Origin of the sequence: Halomonas saccharevitans (assembly GCF_032333995.1) — a bacterium.
In the GTDB taxonomy this organism is placed as follows: Bacteria; Pseudomonadota; Gammaproteobacteria; order Pseudomonadales; family Halomonadaceae; genus Halomonas; species Halomonas saccharevitans.
This window is the reverse complement of record NZ_JAVXUR010000001.1, coordinates 1,086,583-1,104,142: the sequence shown is the minus strand read 5'-3', so window position 1 is coordinate 1,104,142 and position 17,560 is coordinate 1,086,583. Positions and strand designations below refer to the sequence as shown.

The 17,560-nt window shown below is 68.2% G+C and carries 13 protein-coding genes; 6 read left to right on the top strand and 7 right to left on the bottom strand.

The window, feature by feature from the left end:
* Positions 1-164: 164 nt before the first annotated feature.
* Positions 165-1,181 carry a ParA family protein gene (locus RSO68_RS05095; protein WP_315585673.1) on the top strand — a complete coding sequence of 339 codons (1,017 nt, stop codon included), beginning with the start codon at positions 165-167 and terminating at the stop codon, positions 1,179-1,181.
* 186 nt (positions 1,182-1,367) lie between these two features.
* Here RSO68_RS05095 and RSO68_RS05090 read toward each other — a convergent pair whose 3' ends face one another.
* Positions 1,368-4,691, bottom strand: coding sequence for an AAA family ATPase (locus RSO68_RS05090; RefSeq protein ID WP_315585672.1), 3,324 nt, complete (start codon positions 4,689-4,691; stop codon positions 1,368-1,370).
* The gene (locus RSO68_RS05085) at positions 4,688-5,944 is read right to left on the bottom strand and encodes an exonuclease SbcCD subunit D (protein WP_315585671.1); all 1,257 of its coding nucleotides are present in this window, start codon (positions 5,942-5,944) and stop codon (positions 4,688-4,690) included. The genes RSO68_RS05090 and RSO68_RS05085 overlap by 4 nt, the downstream gene beginning before the upstream one ends.
* A 78-nt stretch (positions 5,945-6,022) precedes the next feature.
* On the opposite strand from RSO68_RS05085, the gene nfi reads away from it, so the two are divergent.
* Together nfi and RSO68_RS05075 are read left to right on the top strand one after the other, a co-directional pair.
* A complete protein-coding gene (gene nfi / locus RSO68_RS05080; RefSeq protein WP_315585670.1) occupies positions 6,023-6,724 on the top strand; it encodes a deoxyribonuclease V in 702 nt (233 codons plus the stop codon).
* Between the two features lie 320 nt (positions 6,725-7,044).
* Positions 7,045-7,593, top strand: coding sequence for a DUF1415 domain-containing protein (locus RSO68_RS05075; protein WP_315585669.1), 549 nt, complete (start codon positions 7,045-7,047; stop codon positions 7,591-7,593).
* Positions 7,594-7,624: 31 nt separating this feature from the next.
* Here RSO68_RS05075 and RSO68_RS05070 read toward each other — a convergent pair whose 3' ends face one another.
* On the bottom strand, positions 7,625-8,524 hold the full coding sequence (locus tag RSO68_RS05070) for an aldo/keto reductase (RefSeq protein ID WP_315585668.1): 900 nt from the start codon (positions 8,522-8,524) through the stop codon (positions 7,625-7,627).
* A gap of 146 nt (positions 8,525-8,670) precedes the next feature.
* Here RSO68_RS05070 and RSO68_RS05065 point away from each other — a divergent pair, with 146 nt between their 5' ends.
* The gene (locus tag RSO68_RS05065; protein WP_315585667.1) at positions 8,671-9,096 is read left to right on the top strand and encodes an OsmC family protein; all 426 of its coding nucleotides are present in this window, start codon (positions 8,671-8,673) and stop codon (positions 9,094-9,096) included.
* Between the two features lie 186 nt (positions 9,097-9,282).
* Here RSO68_RS05065 and RSO68_RS05060 read toward each other — a convergent pair whose 3' ends face one another.
* Together RSO68_RS05060 and RSO68_RS05055 are read right to left on the bottom strand one after the other, a co-directional pair.
* Positions 9,283-9,963 carry a gamma-glutamyl-gamma-aminobutyrate hydrolase family protein gene (locus RSO68_RS05060; protein ID WP_315585666.1) on the bottom strand — a complete coding sequence of 227 codons (681 nt, stop codon included), beginning with the start codon at positions 9,961-9,963 and terminating at the stop codon, positions 9,283-9,285.
* On the bottom strand, positions 9,960-10,955 hold the full coding sequence (locus tag RSO68_RS05055) for an amidoligase family protein (protein ID WP_089851823.1): 996 nt from the start codon (positions 10,953-10,955) through the stop codon (positions 9,960-9,962). The genes RSO68_RS05060 and RSO68_RS05055 overlap by 4 nt, the downstream gene beginning before the upstream one ends.
* 132 nt (positions 10,956-11,087) lie before the next feature.
* On the opposite strand from RSO68_RS05055, the gene RSO68_RS05050 reads away from it, so the two are divergent.
* Both RSO68_RS05050 and RSO68_RS05045 read left to right on the top strand, forming a co-directional pair.
* Complete coding sequence (locus RSO68_RS05050; RefSeq protein ID WP_315585748.1) at positions 11,088-13,388, top strand: mechanosensitive ion channel family protein; 2,301 nt, start codon at positions 11,088-11,090, stop codon at positions 13,386-13,388.
* Positions 13,389-13,394: 6 nt separating this feature from the next.
* Positions 13,395-14,960: a hypothetical protein gene (locus RSO68_RS05045; RefSeq protein ID WP_315585665.1), complete on the top strand. Its 1,566-nt coding sequence runs from the start codon at positions 13,395-13,397 to the stop codon at positions 14,958-14,960.
* Positions 14,961-15,271: 311 nt separating this feature from the next.
* On the opposite strand, the gene RSO68_RS05040 is transcribed toward RSO68_RS05045, so the two are convergent.
* Together RSO68_RS05040 and RSO68_RS05035 are read right to left on the bottom strand one after the other, a co-directional pair.
* A complete protein-coding gene (locus RSO68_RS05040; protein ID WP_315585664.1) occupies positions 15,272-16,234 on the bottom strand; it encodes a TIGR03571 family LLM class oxidoreductase in 963 nt (320 codons plus the stop codon).
* Between the two features lie 67 nt (positions 16,235-16,301).
* On the bottom strand, positions 16,302-17,483 hold the full coding sequence (locus RSO68_RS05035; protein WP_315585663.1) for an MFS transporter: 1,182 nt from the start codon (positions 17,481-17,483) through the stop codon (positions 16,302-16,304).
* Positions 17,484-17,560 lie beyond the last annotated feature (77 nt).

The window sequence follows — 17,560 nt, the reverse complement described above, 5'->3', positions numbered from 1 at the left end:
CAGCTTGCCTCACCATGTGTAGCTTGCCGGACGTTAATCGGGTCGTAGGACGTGCCGTCACGCACCTGACATCTCCTCGCAGATATCTAAAGCTTGGCCTTCCCGGACGTTGACATGTCCATTTTGGACTCTATAATGTCTTTTTTTGACTCGCGGAGATCGTTATGACGGTATACTCAATTTGGAATAACAAAGGCGGTACAGGAAAAACAAGTTTAGCTTTTCAGACAGTTACTCGTTTTGCACAGAAAAACCCAACCAAAAAAATACTTGTGATAGACATGTGTCCACAAGCAAATATGTCAGAAATATTGTTGGGTGGGCAGGAAGGGTTGGGTAGTAAAAATTTGTTAGCCCAGCAAGGTAGAACACCTCGATGTAGTATCGGAGGATACTTTGACTTAAGGCTTAAGGCGCCATTTAGTCCACCGGTTTATTCGGCTGAAGATTACGTTTCCCGGCCTGGGGAAATCAATTCGGAAATTCCGATTAATATAGATTTAGTATGCGGTGATCCTCTTTTGGAATTACAGGCAATAGCGATGAATACTCTTGCTAATGCTGATATTCCTGGAGTTAATGCATGGCTAGGTGTTATAAATTGGCTGAAAGAGTTGCTTAATCAACTAAGTTATGATTATGTATTCATTGATACCAATCCTAGCTTCTCGATGTATACGCAAATTGCTCTTGCCGCATCCGACCGTGTGATGCTTCCTGTTATGGCTGACGACTCGTCGCGCAGAGCAATTCAAAATGCTTTTTCTTTAATCTACGGGCTGAAGTTACCGTCAGAGGTTTATTCTAAATACACTTTTGCAAAGAAGATGATTGATGCCGGTCGTGATCTTCCTAAAATACATTTGATTATAAAAAACCGGTTAACCCAGTATATGGGTACGGCGTCTGCTTTCCGCGCTGTTCTAGTAGGGATCGATGCGGATATTTCACAGTTGCTCAAAAGCTATCCACAGCACTTTACTTTTTCATCCGTAGCTGATGGGACCGAAAATGTAAGAGATTTTGGGACCACCGGAGTTGTAGCGTTTGCAAGAGGATGTCCATTTTCTAGCATGCCTACTGGAAAGCTCACACTGAGTGGTCGCAGAGTGCAAGTGAAGCCGGAGTATAGAAAACAAGCTTTGATTGCCATCGATGATGTTGTGAGTAAAATATCCTGAATAGCAAACGATGGTGTTGTAAGCGTCTGTTCTAAAGGTAAGCGCGCTGCAATCCGGTAGCATTAAATCAAGCTGTCTATAAGGATTGTCGATATATTTACTTCTGCTTTAAAGCAGACAGCCTAGTGTATGACAATCCGGCTCGCTGACGATGTGCTTATTCACCGCAGCGAGCCGTTTCTCTCCTTACTGACTGACCAGCTTCGCCCGACTCGTGCCATTCCCTAGCGGTTCCACCTGGATCTGCACCGGGATGCGCTCGTGCATCTCCTGCACGTGGGAGATCACGCCGACGCGGCGGCCCAGGGCCTGCAGGCCGTCGAGCGCCTCCATGGCGAGCGCCAGGGACTGCGGGTCCAGGCTGCCGAAGCCCTCGTCGATGAACAGCGACTCGATGGTGAGCTCGCCGGAGGCCATGGAGGCGAGCCCCAGCGCCAGGGCCAGCGAGACCAGGAAGGTCTCGCCGCCGGAGAGCGAGTGCACCGAGCGGCGCTCGTCGCCCATGTCGACATCCACCACCAGCAGGCCCAGGGGACTGCCGCCGCGCACCAGCCGGTAGCGGCGGGAGAGGCCGCTCAGGTGGGCGTTGGCGTGCTCCAGCAGCTGCTCGAGGTTGTAGGCCTGGGCAATGCGCCGGAAGGCCTTGCCGTCGGCAGAGCCGATCAGCTCGTTGATCTGGCCCCAGCGGCGGAACTCGGCCTGGGCGGCCTCCAGCTCGGTCTGGCCGGCCCTGCGCCGCTCGCGGCGGCGATCGTCGTCGCTTAGGGCGAAGGCGGCCTCGTCGCGAGCCTTTTGTGCCGCCTCCAGGCGCGGCGTCAGCTCGGCCTCGGCCTCCTCCAGCGCCTCCCGGCGGCGGCGCAGCGCCTCGGCCACGGCGTCGCCGAGCAGCGCCTCGTCGCGCTCCTCTTGGCTCGCTTCCTCCGTCTCCTCGATCAGGCCCTGGTCGCGGCGGTGGCGCAGCAGGGCGTCGCGCCGCTCGTTGAGTGTTGCGGCGGCGCGCTGTCGGGCCTGGTCGGCGGCCTCGATCTGTCGCTCCTCGTCGCGGGCCGTCTCCTCGGATTGGGCGAGCAGCCGGTCGAGGGTGGCGTCGGTCAGTTCGGGGTGCGCCGCTCGCCAGTCGGCGAGCTCGCGGTCGAGGGTGTCGCGCTCCCGGCGCAGCCCCTCGAGGCGCTCGGCCTCGTGCTCGACTTGCTGGGCGAGGCGCTGCTGCGCCTGCTGGGCGGCGTGCCAGCGCGCCTGGGCGGCGTCGCGGTCCTGGCGGGCCTGCTCCTGGCGGGCGTCGAGGTGCTGCTGCCAGGCGTCCGGCGAGGCGTGCTCGCCTAGCCTGGCGGCGAGGTCCCGGGCGAGTGCCTCGCGTTCCTCGCGCAGCGGCGGCAACCGTTCGTCCAGTTCGGCCAGGGCCGTGTCGGCGTGCTGCTTCTCGGCCTCCAGGCGCGCCAGGGCGACATGGCCCTCCTGCAGCGCCTGCTCCAGTGGGGCCAGTTCGGCCTCGGCCCGGGCCAGCTCGTCCAGGCGCTCTCGCGCCTCGCGGCGGCGGGTCTCGCTCACCTCGCGCTCTGCCTTGAGCCATTCCTTCCGCTCGCTCGAATCATTGACGGCGAGCTCTTGCTGCAGGGGATGCGCCTCGAGTGCCTCGCGGGCGGCGTCTCGCTGCCGTTCGGCCGTTTCATGATCCTGCCGGTGGCGGGCGAGGGCGGCCTCTACCGCGCGATACTCGCCGAAAAGCTCGTCGCGCCGCCGCTGGGCCGCGTCGCGCGCCTCGCGGGCCGCATCGAGCTGACGGGTTTCCTCCGCCTCCTGGGCCTCGAGCTGGGCGGCCTCCGGCGTGGCCGGCGGGTGCTGCCGCCAGGGGTGATCGTGGCCGCCGCACACCGGGCAGGGCTCGCCCTCGACGAGGGCCTCGCGCAGCCGCGCCACGCTCTCACTGCGCACGGCGCGGCTGCGATCGATCAGCGCGCCGACGCTGTCGAGGTGGGCCTGGGCGCGGTCCAGGGCCTGGCGGGCGTTCTGGCCCTCGGTCAGCAAGTGGTTCTTGCGGGTCTCGTCCTCGCCGAGCCGGCGGGCGAGCTGGGCCAGCGCCTGCTCCGCGCGGCCGAGCTCCTGCCAGCGGCTCGCGAGCTCGCCCAGCGCCAGGTGGCGCTGGGCCGCCTGGTCGTGGACCTCTTGAGCGGCTTGGCGCGCGGCATCGAGGCGAGGGTGAGTGCCCACCAACCGCTCGAGGGTCGCGTGCCAGTCGTCGCGCTGTCGCTGCCTGGTCTGCTGGGCCTCGCTGGCCGTGTGGTGCTCGCGGGCCAGCCGCTCGGCCTCGGCCTGATGCCGGGTGCGGGCCGCCTCCCGGTCGGCGAGCTGCTTCTCCTGGGTGGCGAGGCGCTGGGCCTCCTCGCGGGCCTCGCGCAGGGCGGGCTCGGCCTCGCGGCGCGCCGCGGTGGCCGAGGCTAGGGCGCGCTCGCGGGCATCCAAGGCCTCGCGGGTCTTGGCCTGCTCGCGCTCGGCGTCGGTGAGCGCTCGCGTCGTCTCGGCGTGGCTTGCTTCCAGGGCGGCGATCTCGTCGGGCAGGGCAGCCCTGCGGGCCAGCGCATGGCGCTGCGGGGCGATCAGCCGTCGCCACTCGCGGTCGGCGCGCGCCTCGGCGAGCGCCTGCCAGTCGGCCTCGGCGCCCTGCTGCTGGGCCAGGCCCTGGCGATAGGCCTCGTGTAGCCGGGCATCGTCATCGTGCCAGCGGCGCCGGGCCTGGAGCGATGTGGCCTGGCTCTGCAGGTCAGTGAGCGCTCGCTGGGTGGCCTCGGCCGCCTGCTCCAGTTCGGCCCGGGCCTCGGGCTCGGCGGGCCGGTCGTCGGCGAGCCTGGCCTCCAGGGCCTCGACGGCCTTCCTGGCAGCGCTCGCGCGCCGGTAGGCGGCCACGGAGATCGCCGAGTACTCGGCGGTGCCGGTGAGGCGCTCGAGCAGGTCGCTGCGCTCGTTGTCGTCGGCCTGGAGGAAGGCGGCGAACTCGCTCTGGGCAAGCAGCACGGCGCGGGTGAACTGGTCGAAGGTGAGTCCCAGGCGCTCCGGCAGCAGGCGGTCGAACTCGCGCTTCTGGGTGGTGAGCAGGCGGTCGTCGTCGAGGTCGCGCAGCGACTGCTCGGCCTTCTGCAGCTTGCCGGCGACCTTCTCCCTGGCGCGGCGCACCGCCCAGCGGGCGCGGTAGCGGCGCCCGTCGCGCCCCACGAAGTCGACCTCGGCGTAGCCGCTCGACGTGCCGCGGCGCAGCAGGGTGCGCGGGTCGCTGGTGGTCAGGGTGGAGTCCGGGGTGTCGTCGATCTGGCTGTCGCGGGCCGGCGCCTGGCGCAGCCGCGGCGTGCCGCCGTAGAGCGCCAGGCAGAGCGCATCGAGCAGGGTGCTCTTGCCGGCGCCGGTGGGGCCGGTGATGGCGAAGAGCCCGGCATCGCACAGCGGCGCGGCGGTGAAGTCCAGCTCGAGCGGGCCGGGCAGCGAGGCCAGGTTCTCCAGGCGCAGGGCGAGGATCCTCATGACGTCACCTCCTCGTCCCCGTCGAGCACGTCCTGGCAGAGCCGGTCGAAGTCGGCGAGCACGTCCGCCTGTGGCGGCTCGCCCCAGCGGTCGGCCCAGGTGCGCTCGAAGAGCTTGCGCGGGCCGAGGCTCTCCAGGTCGATCCGGGCGGGAGTATCTTCCCCCTTGACCCGGGGCAGGCGACGCTCGAGGCGCAGCAGGCGCAGCGCCTTGCCCTCGAGGGCCGACTCCACCCGGGCCCGCAGGTCGGGGATCGGCGCCTCGAGCTCGACGCGCACCTCCAGCCAGGGCCAGCGGTCTCTTGGTTGCTCTGGATCGTCCTCGAGGGCCGCGAGCTCGGCCAGCACTCGCTCCAGCGGCGCCGGGCCTACGCGGTGCATGGCCACCGGGCGGGGCACGGGGAGCGCCTCGGTGGTGGCCAGCGCCTCGCCGTCGAGGAGGACCTCCACCACCTGATGGGGGTAGGCCACCTCGCTGAAGTCCAGCGGCAGGGGGCTGCCGCTGTAGCGGATGCGGTCCTCGCCGACCCGCTGGGCGCGGTGCAGGTGGCCGAGCGCCACGTAGGCGATGTCGTCCGGGAAGAGGGCGGCGGAGATCGACTCCTCGCCGCCGATGACGATGGGCCGCTCGCTCGCCTCGGAGACGGCGGCGCCGTGCAGGTGGGCGTGGCTCATCGCCACCAGCGCCTGGCCGGGCTCGCGCCGGGTGCGGGCGGCCTCGATCAGCCGGGTGTGCACGCGGTTGATGCCGGCGACGTAGTCGTTGGGCGCGCCGTCGTCCTCGTCGGCGCGCAGGCCGGCGCCGGTTACCTCGGCGGGGCGCAGGAAGGGCAGCGCCAGGCACCAGGCGCGTGTCGCGCCTTCGGCGTCGGTGAGCGGCACCAGCAGACGCTCGGCGTCGAGGTCGCCGTCGTCCTGCCAGTAGACCCGGCCCAGGGCGTGGGTGTTGAGCCGACGCATCAGCGGGGCGGGCAGCTCGATGCGGTTGCCGCTGTCGTGGTTGCCGGCGATCAGCACGATCTCGAGGCCCGGCAGGCGCCGGTGGGCATCGACGATGAAGTCGTAGAGCAGCGCCTGGGCGGCCAGCGACGGATTGACCACGTCGAAGATGTCGCCGGCCACCAGCAGGGCGTCGGCCTGGCGCTCCACCAGGGTGTCGAGCAGCCAGGCAAGGAAGGCGCGGTGCTCGGCGTGGCGCTCCTGGCCGTGGAAGCTCTGGCCGAGGTGCCAGTCGGCGGTGTGGATCAGTCTCAAGGTGGGCTCCCCGGTGGTCCGTCACGCGGCAAAAGCCGTAGTCTAACCCGAGCGACGCCGACACTTCAGGGAGCCCCGATGCCCGATACCGCCTTGCACGACTGGAACCTCGCCCCGAAAGAGGCCATCGCGCTGCAGAAGCGCCTGGCGAGTCGCGTGGAGCGCGAGGATCGCCTGGATTCCGTGCGCCACCTCGCCGGGGTGGATATCGGCTTCGAGCAGGACGGGGCGATCACCCGGGCGGCGGTGGTGGTGCTGGCTTGGCCGCCGGAGGCCGAGGGCGCCTTCACGGTGGTGGAGCAGGTGGTGCATCGCGAGCCGACGCGCATGCCCTACGTGCCGGGGCTCTTGTCCTTCCGCGAGGTGCCGGCGGCGCTCGGCGCCTTCGAGAAGCTGACCACCCGGCCGCAGCTCGTCATGGTCGACGGCCAGGGCATCGCCCATCCGCGGCGGGTCGGGGTGGCCAGCCACCTGGGGCTGTGGCTCGACCTGCCGACCATCGGGGTCGCCAAGACGCGGCTCTGTGGCCGCCACGACGAGCCCGGCCCCGCGCGGGGCGACTGGACGCCGCTGGTGGACGGCCCGGACGACGAGGTGATCGGTGCGGTGCTGCGCTCGCGGCCGAGGGTGAAGCCGATCTTCGTCTCGCCGGGGCATCGGGTGGCGCTGGCCACGGCGCTCGACTGGGTGGTGGCCTGCCTGGGGCGCACCAAGCTGCCGGAGCCGACCCGGCTGGCCGACCGGCTGGCCTCGCGACGTGATCAGAAGCGGAGAGAATGACACGAATAAGGTTCAGCGCAGATCAGTGTGGAGCGGTACGAAGAGGGTGGTAGTACTACTTGCGTCGATAGTCGGTGCCGGCCCGGCCGGCGCTGCGCGCCGGATCGCGGTGCAAGCACCGCTCCCACAAGGCCCCTGTGCATCCTGTGGGAGCGACCGGTCCGACGCTTCGGCTCGCGTCGCGATCCGCCGCGTAGCGGCGGCGGGGTTGGCCGGGCTCCTTTGCATACTGTAGGAGCGACCGGTTCGACACCTCGGCTTGCCAACCGCGACCGGGGGGCCGACCATGGCGGCCCCTTTCCCTGCCTGGATGAGCGCCGATGACCGCCTCTCGCCCCGATCCCCTCGCGGCCACACGCGCCTGGGTGAAGACCTTCGTGGTCGCCCACGACGTCTGCCCCTTCGCCGGCCGCGAGGTGGCTCGCGACAGCATCCGCAGCGTGGCGGTGCCGGCCCACGACCGTGAGGCGGCGCTGCTGAAGCTGTTCGACGAGTGCCGCCATCTGGAGGCGAATCCCGAGGTGGAGACGACCCTGCTGGTGCTCACCGAGGGGCTCGAGGACTTCGACGACTACCTGGACCTGCTGGAGATCGCCGAGGCGCTGCTGGTCGATCAGGGCTACGAGGGCACCTTCCAGCTGGCGAGCTTCCACCCGGACTACGTCTTCGCCGACGCCGAACCGGACGATCCCGCCAACTTCACCAACCGCTCGCCCTATCCGATGTGGCACCTGCTGCGCGAAGCGGGCCTGGAGCGGGCCCTCGAGCATCATCCCGACCCCGAGGGCATCCCCGCGCGCAACGTCGAGGCGATGCGCGAGCTGGGCCATGAGGCGCTCGCCGAGGCGCTGGCCAGGCTGCGCGGCTAGGCTTTCCCCGCCCAGGGATTGAGCGCTTGGGCTAGACGATATCCAGCGGCGGCTTGCGGTTCGGCGCCGGGAAGGCGGCGTCGAGGCTCTCAAGGCTCGCGTCATCCAGCTCGACCGCCAGGGCGGCGGCGTTCTGGGCCACGTGATCCAGGCCGGTGGCCTTGGGGATGGCGATCACGTCGCGCTGGGGGGCGCCACCGTTCGCGCCGACCGGGCGGATCGCCCAGGCCAGCAGCAGCTGGGCCGGCGTGATGCCAAGCGCCGCGGCGATGTCCGTCACCTCGGGGTGGGTGAGCAGGTCGCGGCGCAGGCTGCCGGCCTGGGCCAGCGGGCAGTAGGCCATGGTGGGAATGCCCTGCTTGCGCTGCCACGGCAGCAGCGAGTGCTCGATGCCCCGCGAGCCCAGGTGGTAGAGCACCTGGTTGATCGCGCAGGCGTCGCCGCCGGGCAGGCTTGAGAGCGTGGCCATCTCGTCGACGTCGAAGTTCGAGACCCCGAAGCGGCGGATCTTGCCCGCCTCGCGCAGCCGCTCGAAGGCCTCGAGGGTCTCCTCCAGCGGGATACCGCCGGGCCAGTGCAGCAGGTAGAGGTCGAGGTGGTCGGTGCCCAGGCGCTTGAGGCTCGCCTCGCAGGCGGCGATGGCGCTGTCGCGCCCGGCGTTCCAGGGATAGACCTTGGAGACCAGGAAGGCCTCGTCGCGTCGACCCTTGAGGGCCTCGCCCACCACCTCCTCGGCGCCGCCGTCGCCGTACATCTCGGCGGTGTCGATCAGGCGAAGGCCGGATTCGAGGCCGTGCTGCAGGGCATGCACCTCATCGCGGCGCGGGGCCAGCCCCTCGCCCAGGAACCAGGTGCCCTGGCCGATGGCCGGCAGCTCGATGGCGGGCTCGTGGGCGGTCGCCGCGAGGGTGACGCTGGGCGTGGTCGACATGGGATCTCCTGTTAATGGAAGTATTTTCCATTTATTCTGGTGGCACGCCGTCGACGATGCAATCGCGCGGTGTGGCCACGGGCGGCCCTGCGGGTCTATGGTGTAGTGGCTTGCCTGACCGAACCCCAGATCGACGAGGAGAACACATGACCATCAAGAATACCGCGACCGCACAGTGGAAAGGCGGCCTGAAGGATGGCGGCGGCAGCCTGTCTACCGGCAGCGGCACCCTGAAGGACGTGTCCTATGATTTCCGCCAGCGCTTCGAGGGCGCCGATGGCACCAACCCCGAGGAGCTGATCGGGGCGGCCCACGCTGGCTGCTTCTCCATGGCATTCTCGCTGGTGCTGGGCGAGGCCGGGTACACGGCGGACAGCATCGATACCGAGGCGACCGTGACCCTGGATCCGGACAGCCTCTCCGTGACGGCCGTGCACCTGGTCACCCGCGGCAAGGTGCCGGGCGCCGATCAGGCGGCCTTCGAGGAGGCGGCCAACGGTGCCAAGGACAACTGCCCGATCTCCAAGCTGCTGAACGCCGAGATCACCCTGGACGCCACGCTCGAGGGCTGAGCGCGGGTCGAGGAGCCTATCGCCACGGCCGGTGTCAGCGGCGCGATGGCGAGGTGATAAGTGAATTGGTAAACAGCGCAAGCAAGAGGGCCGCCTTCGGGCGGCCCTCTTTTGCGTATGGCGCGTATGGGCGAGTGCGGGCGCGAGGGCGCGAGGGCGCGAGGGCGCTATCGGGTGCCGGCCGGCTCAGTCCCGGTGGCGGTGGGCGGCGTCCACCAGGGCGCGGATCAGGCGCTGCTGGGGGCGGTTGAAGATCAGCCACTCGGGGTGCCACTGCACGCCCATCAGGAAGTCGTGCTCGCGGGACTCGATGCCCTGCACCAGGCCGTCGCGGTCCCGGGCGACGATCTCGATGCCGCGGCCGGTCTTCTGCACGGCCTGGTGGTGGAGGCTGTTGATGCGACACCAGGTGACCTCGAGGATGCGGTAGAGCTGGCTGTCGGCGACGATATCCACGGTCTTGCGCGGCAGCACGGTGCGCCGGCGCTTGAGCCCCTCGTGGGTGGTGTAGATGTCCGGGTCGAGGGTGCCGCCCAGGTGCACGTTGATCAGCTGGGCGCCCCGGCAGATCCCCAGCGTCGGCGTGCCCTCGGGGATGAAGCGCTCCAGCAGTTCGAGCTCGAGCTCGTCACGCTGCGGGTCGACGCGCACGTCCAGGCGCACCTCGTCGTCGTAGAGGTGGGCCTGGATGTCGTCGCCGCCGCCGATGATCAGGCCATCGAGGTGCGAGGGGACGGGGCGCGAGGGCGACAGCCGCTGTGGCCGGCCGCCGTGGCGCCATATGGCGAACCAGTCGAACCACCAGGCGATACGGCTCTTGGCATCGGAGGTGGTGATGCCGATCAGGGGACGTGGCGAGTGACTCATCGTGTGGAGATCCAGCGACGCAGGCGAATCAATAGCCGGCGGGGGGCCGACGGGCGGTGGCGGGCGAGGAACTGGGCGCTGCGCTCGGCCAGGGTCTCGGGGGTGGCGGCCAGCCGCTCGACCTCGAGCCAGCGGTTCCACTCGGTGACGGCTCCCCAGCCAGGCTCGGAGAGCTGGGCGTTGGGCAGGCGGTAGTGAAAGGTCGGCCGCGCCTTGACCAGCCGATTCTGCAGCAGCTCATGGGGAAAGTCGGGCGCGAGGTGGGCGAACAGCGGCAGCATGTCCAGTTCCCGGTTGCGGGTCGGGTTGTCCGCCAGGTAGTCGGCGATCAGCGTCTCGAGATCCGGGGCATAGTCCGGGTCGAGGATCTTGAGGGCATAGGCCCGGGGGAAGGGGTTGGCATGCGGCAGCACCTCCCGGGTGATGTCTACGTGTATCTGCTCGCGCAGCCAGGCGGCGCTGAGCATGTAGGCGCGCAGATAGGCCAGCAGGCTCTCGACCTCGAGGCTCGGCACCTCGGGGTTCAGGTGCAGGCCGAAGCCGTAGAGCAGGCTGGCGTCGCTGCCCTTGGCGCCGTGCTGGCGCAGCGCTTCGAACAGCGCATCCAGCTCGTCCAGCTCGTCCCAGGGCACCGGCGGACAGACGATCTCGGTGGGCACCAGGCCGGTCACCATATCGCCGATCAGCTCGCGGGTGCGGGCGTGGAAGTCCCGACGCATGCGCTCCCACTCGCTGTCGATGGCGTCCTCGGCGGCCATCACCTCCTGGTCGGGGTGGGCGTACTGGGTGTCGAGCTCGATGCCGAAATCCCCCCAGCGACCGCCGACGACCTTGAGGCGATGGGGGCTCAGGACCTCGATGTCGCCGCCGAACAGCGTCTGCACCAGCTCGGCCGTGCGATGCGGCGGCAGGCCGGCGAACTCGATCTCCACCCCGACGCGGCGCGTCTCGCCGTCGGCATTGCGGGGTTCGGGTGGCGGTTGCGGCGTCATGTCGGCATCCTGTAGGGCATGGTGTCGGCAGCCTAACATACTGCCTCACGAATCATGGACGCGACGCCTGTCGCGTTCCTTTGCCAGTGGAGAGGGAATAGTGGAGAGGGAATCTTGCCTGTAGCGCACCGGATGTTCGTTGTCTTTCGCGGCCTGCTGGTCTGGCTGCTGCTGTCGGTGCTGCTGCTTCCGGCGGTCGCGTCGGCCCAGACCCTGCCGCTGTCCGGCCTGACCAACGGCGGCGAGTCGACTCAGACCCACGATCCCGAGGCCTTCCAGGCCTCGCTGGACGAGGTGATCGGTACCCTGGAGAACGCCGAGGAGCGCCAGGCGCTGCTCGAGAGCCTGCGCCAGCTTCAGCAGGCCCACGATGTGTCCGCCGAAGAGGGCGGGCTGACCCGCCCCCAGGGGCTGCTCGGGGCGTTGGCGGAGACCATCACCGAACTGGGCGAGCAGGCCGACTCCGGCCACTCGCCGGTGGACGAGTGGCGCCGCCAGCTGCGCCAGGGCTGGACCGACCTGGTCAACCTGGTGGTCCAGACCGGCAATGCCGAGCTGTTGCGCTTCGTCATCGAGTTCGCCGTGCTGCTGGCGATCTGGGCCGGCCTGCTGGTGATCCTGATCGCCCTCGGGCGGCAGCTGGCCAGGCGCCGCGGCTGGCCCCTGGACCTGCCCCGCGAGCCCCGCGGCTGGCTGTTGGCGGTGCACTTCCTGCGCCGCATGCTGCCCTGGACCCTGGCCTTTCTGCTGGTGCTGGGCATCGCTCAGCTGGTGCCGCCGAGCGCCGGGCGCACCGCGACTCTGGTGACCGCCTACGTGGCGCTGTGCGGGCGCACCCTGTCGGTGGTGGTGGAAACGGTGATCTCGGTGTTCACCAGCGGCCATCGCTTCACGGCGGTGCAGATCCTGCAGCACCAGAGCCTGCGTACGCTGTTCGTCATCGGCGCGCTGATCGCGCTGGGCGATGCCTTCAACTCCACGCGGCTCTCCGGCATCATCGGCACCGATCTGGCGAGTTTGATGTCGATCCTGTCCAACATGCTGGCGGCGCTGATCAGCGCGCGCTTCATCGTCCGCTTCAAGCGCCCCATCCAGCACCTGATCCGCAACCGGCCCTATGGGTTACGCCGCGATCGGGGCAGCATCGGCGAGGTGATGCGGCTGGTTGGTGGCCTGTGGCACGTGCCGGCCATGCTGCTGGTGGGCGGCTCCCTGCTGGCGATCTTCATCACCGTGGGCGACGTGGGCACGGCGCTGGCGCGCTCGATCATCTCGGCCTCGCTGCTGGTGTTGACCCTGGTGGTGACCGGCTTGATCCGCCGCCACGGGCAGCGCCGCTCCGCACACCGCCGCATGAGCGACTACCGTCGGCGTCTGGAGCGCTTCGGCTATGCGCTGTCCCACGTGGTGGCCTGGATCTCCTTCGCCGAACTCTCGCTGCAGGTGTGGGGCGCCTCGCTGATCGGCATCGGCCAGCAGGGGGTGGCCAGCGTGCGCATCGGCCAGGCGCTGCTGGCCATCGGTTTCACCCTGCTGCTGGCCTGGCTGATCTGGATCTTCGCCGATACCGCCATCCAGCGCGCCCTGACCAGCCCGGCCCGGGCCCGTGGACGGCGCGTCAACATGGCTCGGGCGCAGACCATCACGCCGATGATCCGCAACATCATCTTCGCCACCATCGTGATCATCGCCGCCATCGTCGGCCTGGCCAATCTCGGGGTGAACGTCACGCCGCTGCTGGCCGGTGCCGGTGTGATCGGCCTGGCCGTCGGCTTCGGCGCCCAGACCCTGGTGCAGGATCTGATCACCGGCATCTTCATCCTCATCGAGGATTCGCTGGCGGTGGATGACTTCGTCAGGATCAACGGCCACATGGGCAGCGTCGAGGGACTGACCCTGCGCACGGTGCGTCTGCGCGACCTGGATGGCATCGTGCACATCATCACCTTCAGTCGCATCGAGTCGATCCATAACATGTCGCGTCAGTTCGGCGTCGCCCTGATGCGCATCCGTATCCCCTACGACATGAAGATCGACGACGCGACCACGCTGATCCAGGAGACGGCCCAGCAGCTGCGCCAGGACCCGATGATGCGCCACCACATCTGGTCGCCGTTGGAGATGCAGGGCATCGACAGCTTCGAGGACGGCTGCGCCATCCTGCGGATGCGCTTTCGCACCGCGCCGGAGATGCAGTGGGACGTGGCGCGCGCCTATAACCTGCTGCTCAAGCAGCGCATGGAGGCCCTGTCGGTCGATCTCGGCGTGCCGCGGCTCAGCGTCAGCATGGAGGGCCAGGGCGGTGGCCGCCTGGATGGCACCGGCGAGGGCGCCGAGGGTCGCGACGCCAGTGGCCGCCGGCCCGGCGAGGCGGAGGCCGCCGACCCGGGCAGAGAAACCAGCGCCCGGGGCGCCGCCCCGGACCCGGGTTAAGCGCGCGTGGCGACCCATCAGATCACGGTCGAGCGTCGCGATAGCCTGCACCTGAAGATCTCCCGGGTGCTGCGCGAGGAGAGTTCGCACCGGCTCGACGTCTATCTGTTCGTGCCGGCCGAACTCGGTCTCAATGCCCATGTGCTCTCGGAGGAGGCGTTCTACCACGGCTCGATCCACGTCAAGCGCACCTACTACAGCGATCGTCACCGGCTGCCGCTGGTGATGAGCCGCCTGGCCGGCAAGCGCCTCGATGCCGACCAGTATCGCCTGGGGCTGAGCCTCTACGCCTACCAGTACGTGGTGGCCATGGAGCGCTCGACCCAGACGCTGCTCGATCAGGCGAGGCGCACGCGCAAGGCCGAGAAGCGCGTCGGCGACAAGGCCGAGAAGCGGACCGGCGACAAGGCCGAGAAGCGGACCGGCGACAAGGCCGAGAAGCGGACCGGCGACAAGGCCGAGACCCTCGAGGAGGCCGCTCGGTCGGGCGCCTCGGAGGACGAGACGGCCCAGGCTGGGCGGCTGCGCGAGCAGCTCGAGGAGACCCTGGAGCTCTCCAGCGGCATCCTGCGTCGTCTGCGCCGCCAGGAGCCGAGCGACGAGAGCCTGCACCGCTACTACGCCAACATCGACAACTACCTCTCCTGGTTCACCGAGCAGCGGCTGCTGGAGCTGATCGCCCACCTGCCGCGGGGCAACGACTACCGCGAGATTCGCGAGCGCCTGCTGGGGGTCTGCCGGGAGGAGGACGATCATCGCCGCAAGCGCGAGTACAACGCCGAACGGGTCACCCGCGACCCGACACGGATGTCCAACAAGATGCGGCTCTTGCGCCGGCTGATCGAGTATCCCGTGACCCTCAAGCAGCGCAGCCAGGAGCTCGGCGGCGGCGAGGAGAAGGCGGTAAAGGGCCTGGCCACGGCGGTGGTGATGGTCTTCGTCACCCTGGGCCTGCTGGAGGCGCGGGCGGCGCTCGGGGACATCACCGCGCTGTTCGTGCTGGCGCTCGCCGTGCTCTATGCGCTGCGCGAGGTGTTCAAGGACGACCTGCGCGTGACCCTCTGGCGCCTGCTGCGCCGGGGACGACCCAAGTGGCGACGCCAGTACCTGGATGCGAACAGCAACGCCGTGCTGGGCCGCCAGCTCGAGTGGTTCGACTACCAGCGCTATCCGCGCCTCGACGAGGAGATTCGCCGGGTACGCAAGCGCAACATGGCCCAGCGCGAGGAGGTGGTGCTGCACTACCGTTCGAGCTCACGGATGTCGCCGACGCGCTTTCTCAGCGGCTACGACCGCACCCGGGAGACGCTGACCCTGGATCTGTCGCCGCTGGCGCGGCTGATGAGCAAGGGCAGCCACCACGTCTACCGTCTCGAGGAGAAGGGGCAGGTGGTGCGCGAGCCGGTGGAGAAGCGCCACCTGATCAACCTGGTGATCCGCGAGGTGGAGGGCAACGGCACGCCGCTGCTGCAGCGCTGGAAGATCGTCATGAGCCGCTCGAAGATCGTCGACGTGGAGCTGGTGCACGAGGAGGGGCCCGAGGAAGGGGCGGAGTCAGCCAAGCCTGAGTGAGCCGCCTCCGAACGAGCCGCGTCTCGGTAGCGGCCCGTTCGGGCGATGTGCGTCGGCCGTTCAAGCCAGGGCGCAGTTACCCTGAGCCCTGGCGTCGAGACCTGGATGCTCGACCTGTCTGAAAAGTCTGCTCTCAGGCAACGATATGTGCACGCCAGGCGAAATATGGCCCTGAAGCTGCTGGCCAACGGGCGACGATCACCTCCTGATCGCCCGGGGCCTCCAGCACGAGACGTTCGCGCTTCAGGTCCTCGGGCTCGCCGGGCCTGGATCGGATCCAGGCCTCGAAGGTCTCGGGGAGGTTTGGGTACTCAGTCGACATCGGCGGTCTCCTTGGCATGGGGTTCGATGACGGGCGCCTGGCCCTGGAAGCGCGGCAGCACCTCGCGGCCGATCTCCTCGAGGGTCTCGTCCAGGGGACGCTGGTTGCGGCGGAAATGCAGGCCGATATGGTTGACGCCGGCCGCCTGCATCGCCTCGAGCTCGCGGATCAGGCCCTCGCGGCCGGCGCTGACGCCAAAGCGGTGCCGGGTCGTGGGGGCATCGGGGCGCTCGAGCAGGTCCAGATGAATAAAGCTGACATAGGGCTTGTCGCCGGCGACCTGGCGCCACAGCCCGACGCGCTTGATGTGATCCTGCGGTGTGCCGGGGTAGGCGAGCCAGCCGTCCATCTCGCGGCCCACCCAGTGGGGCGACTGTTGGGCGAGACCGGCCGCCAGCAGGGGCAGTTGGGGCGCGTGGGGCAATAGCGCCTGGCCCGATGACAGCTGCGCGTCGGTCTGTCCCTTGAGGATCTCGACCGCTTCGCGGAACTGGGCGCCACGCTGGGCAAAGTCCTCTCCGAACAAGGGATACTCCACGGGGCGGTCGCCGCTGGCGACCCCCAGAAGCAATCGGTTGCCGCTCAGGGCCTGCACGGTGGCCGCGGCCTTGCGGACCAGCCAGGGCTGGCGCAAGGGTAATACCGCGGCGGCGGTCCCCAGCAGCAGGTGATCGGTATGGCGCGCCAGGTAGCCCAGATAGGTGAACAGTTCGAAGACCTGGCCGGCGTCGCCGAAGGCGGGGTCATAGAGCGGGACATCGCGCAGCCAGGCGGCACGAAAGCCCAGGCGATCGACCTGGGCGATGCGCTCGGCATGGGCGTCCATATCGGGAACGCCGAAGGGGCGGGCGTCGTCGCGACGAGCGCGCTCGCCGCTCGGGCTCCAATCGTTATCCAGCGGTAGCTCTACCCCGAGGGTCAGCGGTCCTTGAGTGAGTCGCGTCAGTGACATGGCAAGAGTCTCCTGAAGACGGAAGACGCGCCCGGCGTCGTTCAAGGCGTCGGGCGCGTGGAGGGGATTAAGCGCGAGCCATGGCGGCGTTGCCGCGACGGTCGAGGCTGCCGGAGAGTCGAGTCAGGCCCAGGGCCAGGACGACGAAGCCGGCACCGATCCAGGCGGTATCGGTCAGGGCCATGCCCTCGACGACGTAGCCGCCGACCACTGAACCCAGGGCGATACCGATATTGAAGGCGGCGATGTTGAGGCCGGAGGCGACATCGACGGCTTCGGGCACGAAACGCTCGGCCTGCTGCACCACGTAGACCTGCAGCCCCGGCACGTTACCGAAGGCGAAGGCACCCCAGATCAGAACGGTCAGTACCGCAGCCACCGGATGGGTTGAGGAGAGGGTCAGCACGAGCAGGATGGCGACCAGGCCCGAGAAGATCAGGGTCAGGGCACGGATGGGGCCCATGCGATCGGCCAGCTTGCCACCATAGATGTTGCCGACGGCCACCGAGACGCCGTAGACCAGCATGATCAGGCTGACGGCGTTGTTGCCGAACCCGCTGACGTCCTGAAGGATCGGCGCCAGGTAGGTGAAGGCGGTGAAGGTGCCGCCATAGCCGAGGATGGTGATCAGGTAGACGAGCAGCAGGCGCGGATGGGTGAGGACCTTGAACTGCTGGCCAAGCGTGGCAGGTACGGACTGCTTGAGGTTGCTCGGCACCAGCAGGGCGCTGCCGATCAGGGCCAGGGCGCCAAGCGCCGAGACCACCAGGAAGGTGGCGCGCCAGCCGAAGTTCTGGCCGATCCAGGTGCCCAGCGGCACACCGGTGACCAGGGCCACGGTCAGGCCGGTGAACATGATGGCGATGGCGCTGGCTTCCTTGTCCTTGCTCACCAGGCTGGTGGCGATGGTCGAGCCGATGGAGAAGAACACGCCATGGGCCAGGCCGGTCAGGATGCGGGCCGTGATCAATGAGCCGTAGCCGGGCGCTTGCCAGGCCAGCAGATTGCCGGCGATGAACAGGGCCATCAGCCCCAGCAGCACCAGCTTGCGATTCATGCGGCCGGTCAGGGCCGTCAGCACGGGTGCGCCGACGGCGACGCCGGCGGCATACAGGCTGACCAGCAGGCCGGCCGAGGGCAGTGAGACACTCAGGTCCTGTGCGATGGTGGGCACCAGTCCGACGATCACGAACTCGGTGGTGCCGATGGCAAAGGCACTGAGCATCAGTGCGTACAATGCAATGGGCATGGCAGATCTCCTTGGGGAAGCGAGGGAACGTCTAACGCTGAGGAGTCTGCGCCGGCTGTCTTATGCGATAAACCGGG

What these genes read in the sequence shown, in the direction of transcription:
- RSO68_RS05095 (WP_315585673.1), top strand. Translation starts at nt 165, where the DNA reads ATGACGGTATACTCAATTTGGAATAACAAAGGCGGTACAGGAAAAACA.
- RSO68_RS05090 (WP_315585672.1), bottom strand. Translation starts at nt 4,691, where the DNA reads ATGAGGATCCTCGCCCTGCGCCTGGAGAACCTGGCCTCGCTGCCCGGC.
- nfi (WP_315585670.1), top strand. Translation starts at nt 6,023, where the DNA reads ATGCCCGATACCGCCTTGCACGACTGGAACCTCGCCCCGAAAGAGGCC.
- RSO68_RS05075 (WP_315585669.1), top strand. Translation starts at nt 7,045, where the DNA reads ATGACCGCCTCTCGCCCCGATCCCCTCGCGGCCACACGCGCCTGGGTG.
- RSO68_RS05070 (WP_315585668.1), bottom strand. Translation starts at nt 8,524, where the DNA reads ATGTCGACCACGCCCAGCGTCACCCTCGCGGCGACCGCCCACGAGCCC.
- RSO68_RS05065 (WP_315585667.1), top strand. Translation starts at nt 8,671, where the DNA reads ATGACCATCAAGAATACCGCGACCGCACAGTGGAAAGGCGGCCTGAAG.
- RSO68_RS05060 (WP_315585666.1), bottom strand. Translation starts at nt 9,963, where the DNA reads ATGAGTCACTCGCCACGTCCCCTGATCGGCATCACCACCTCCGATGCC.
- RSO68_RS05055 (WP_089851823.1), bottom strand. Translation starts at nt 10,955, where the DNA reads ATGACGCCGCAACCGCCACCCGAACCCCGCAATGCCGACGGCGAGACG.
- RSO68_RS05050 (WP_315585748.1), top strand. Translation starts at nt 11,088, where the DNA reads ATGTTCGTTGTCTTTCGCGGCCTGCTGGTCTGGCTGCTGCTGTCGGTG.
- RSO68_RS05040 (WP_315585664.1), bottom strand. Translation starts at nt 16,234, where the DNA reads ATGTCACTGACGCGACTCACTCAAGGACCGCTGACCCTCGGGGTAGAG.
- RSO68_RS05035 (WP_315585663.1), bottom strand. Translation starts at nt 17,483, where the DNA reads ATGCCCATTGCATTGTACGCACTGATGCTCAGTGCCTTTGCCATCGGC.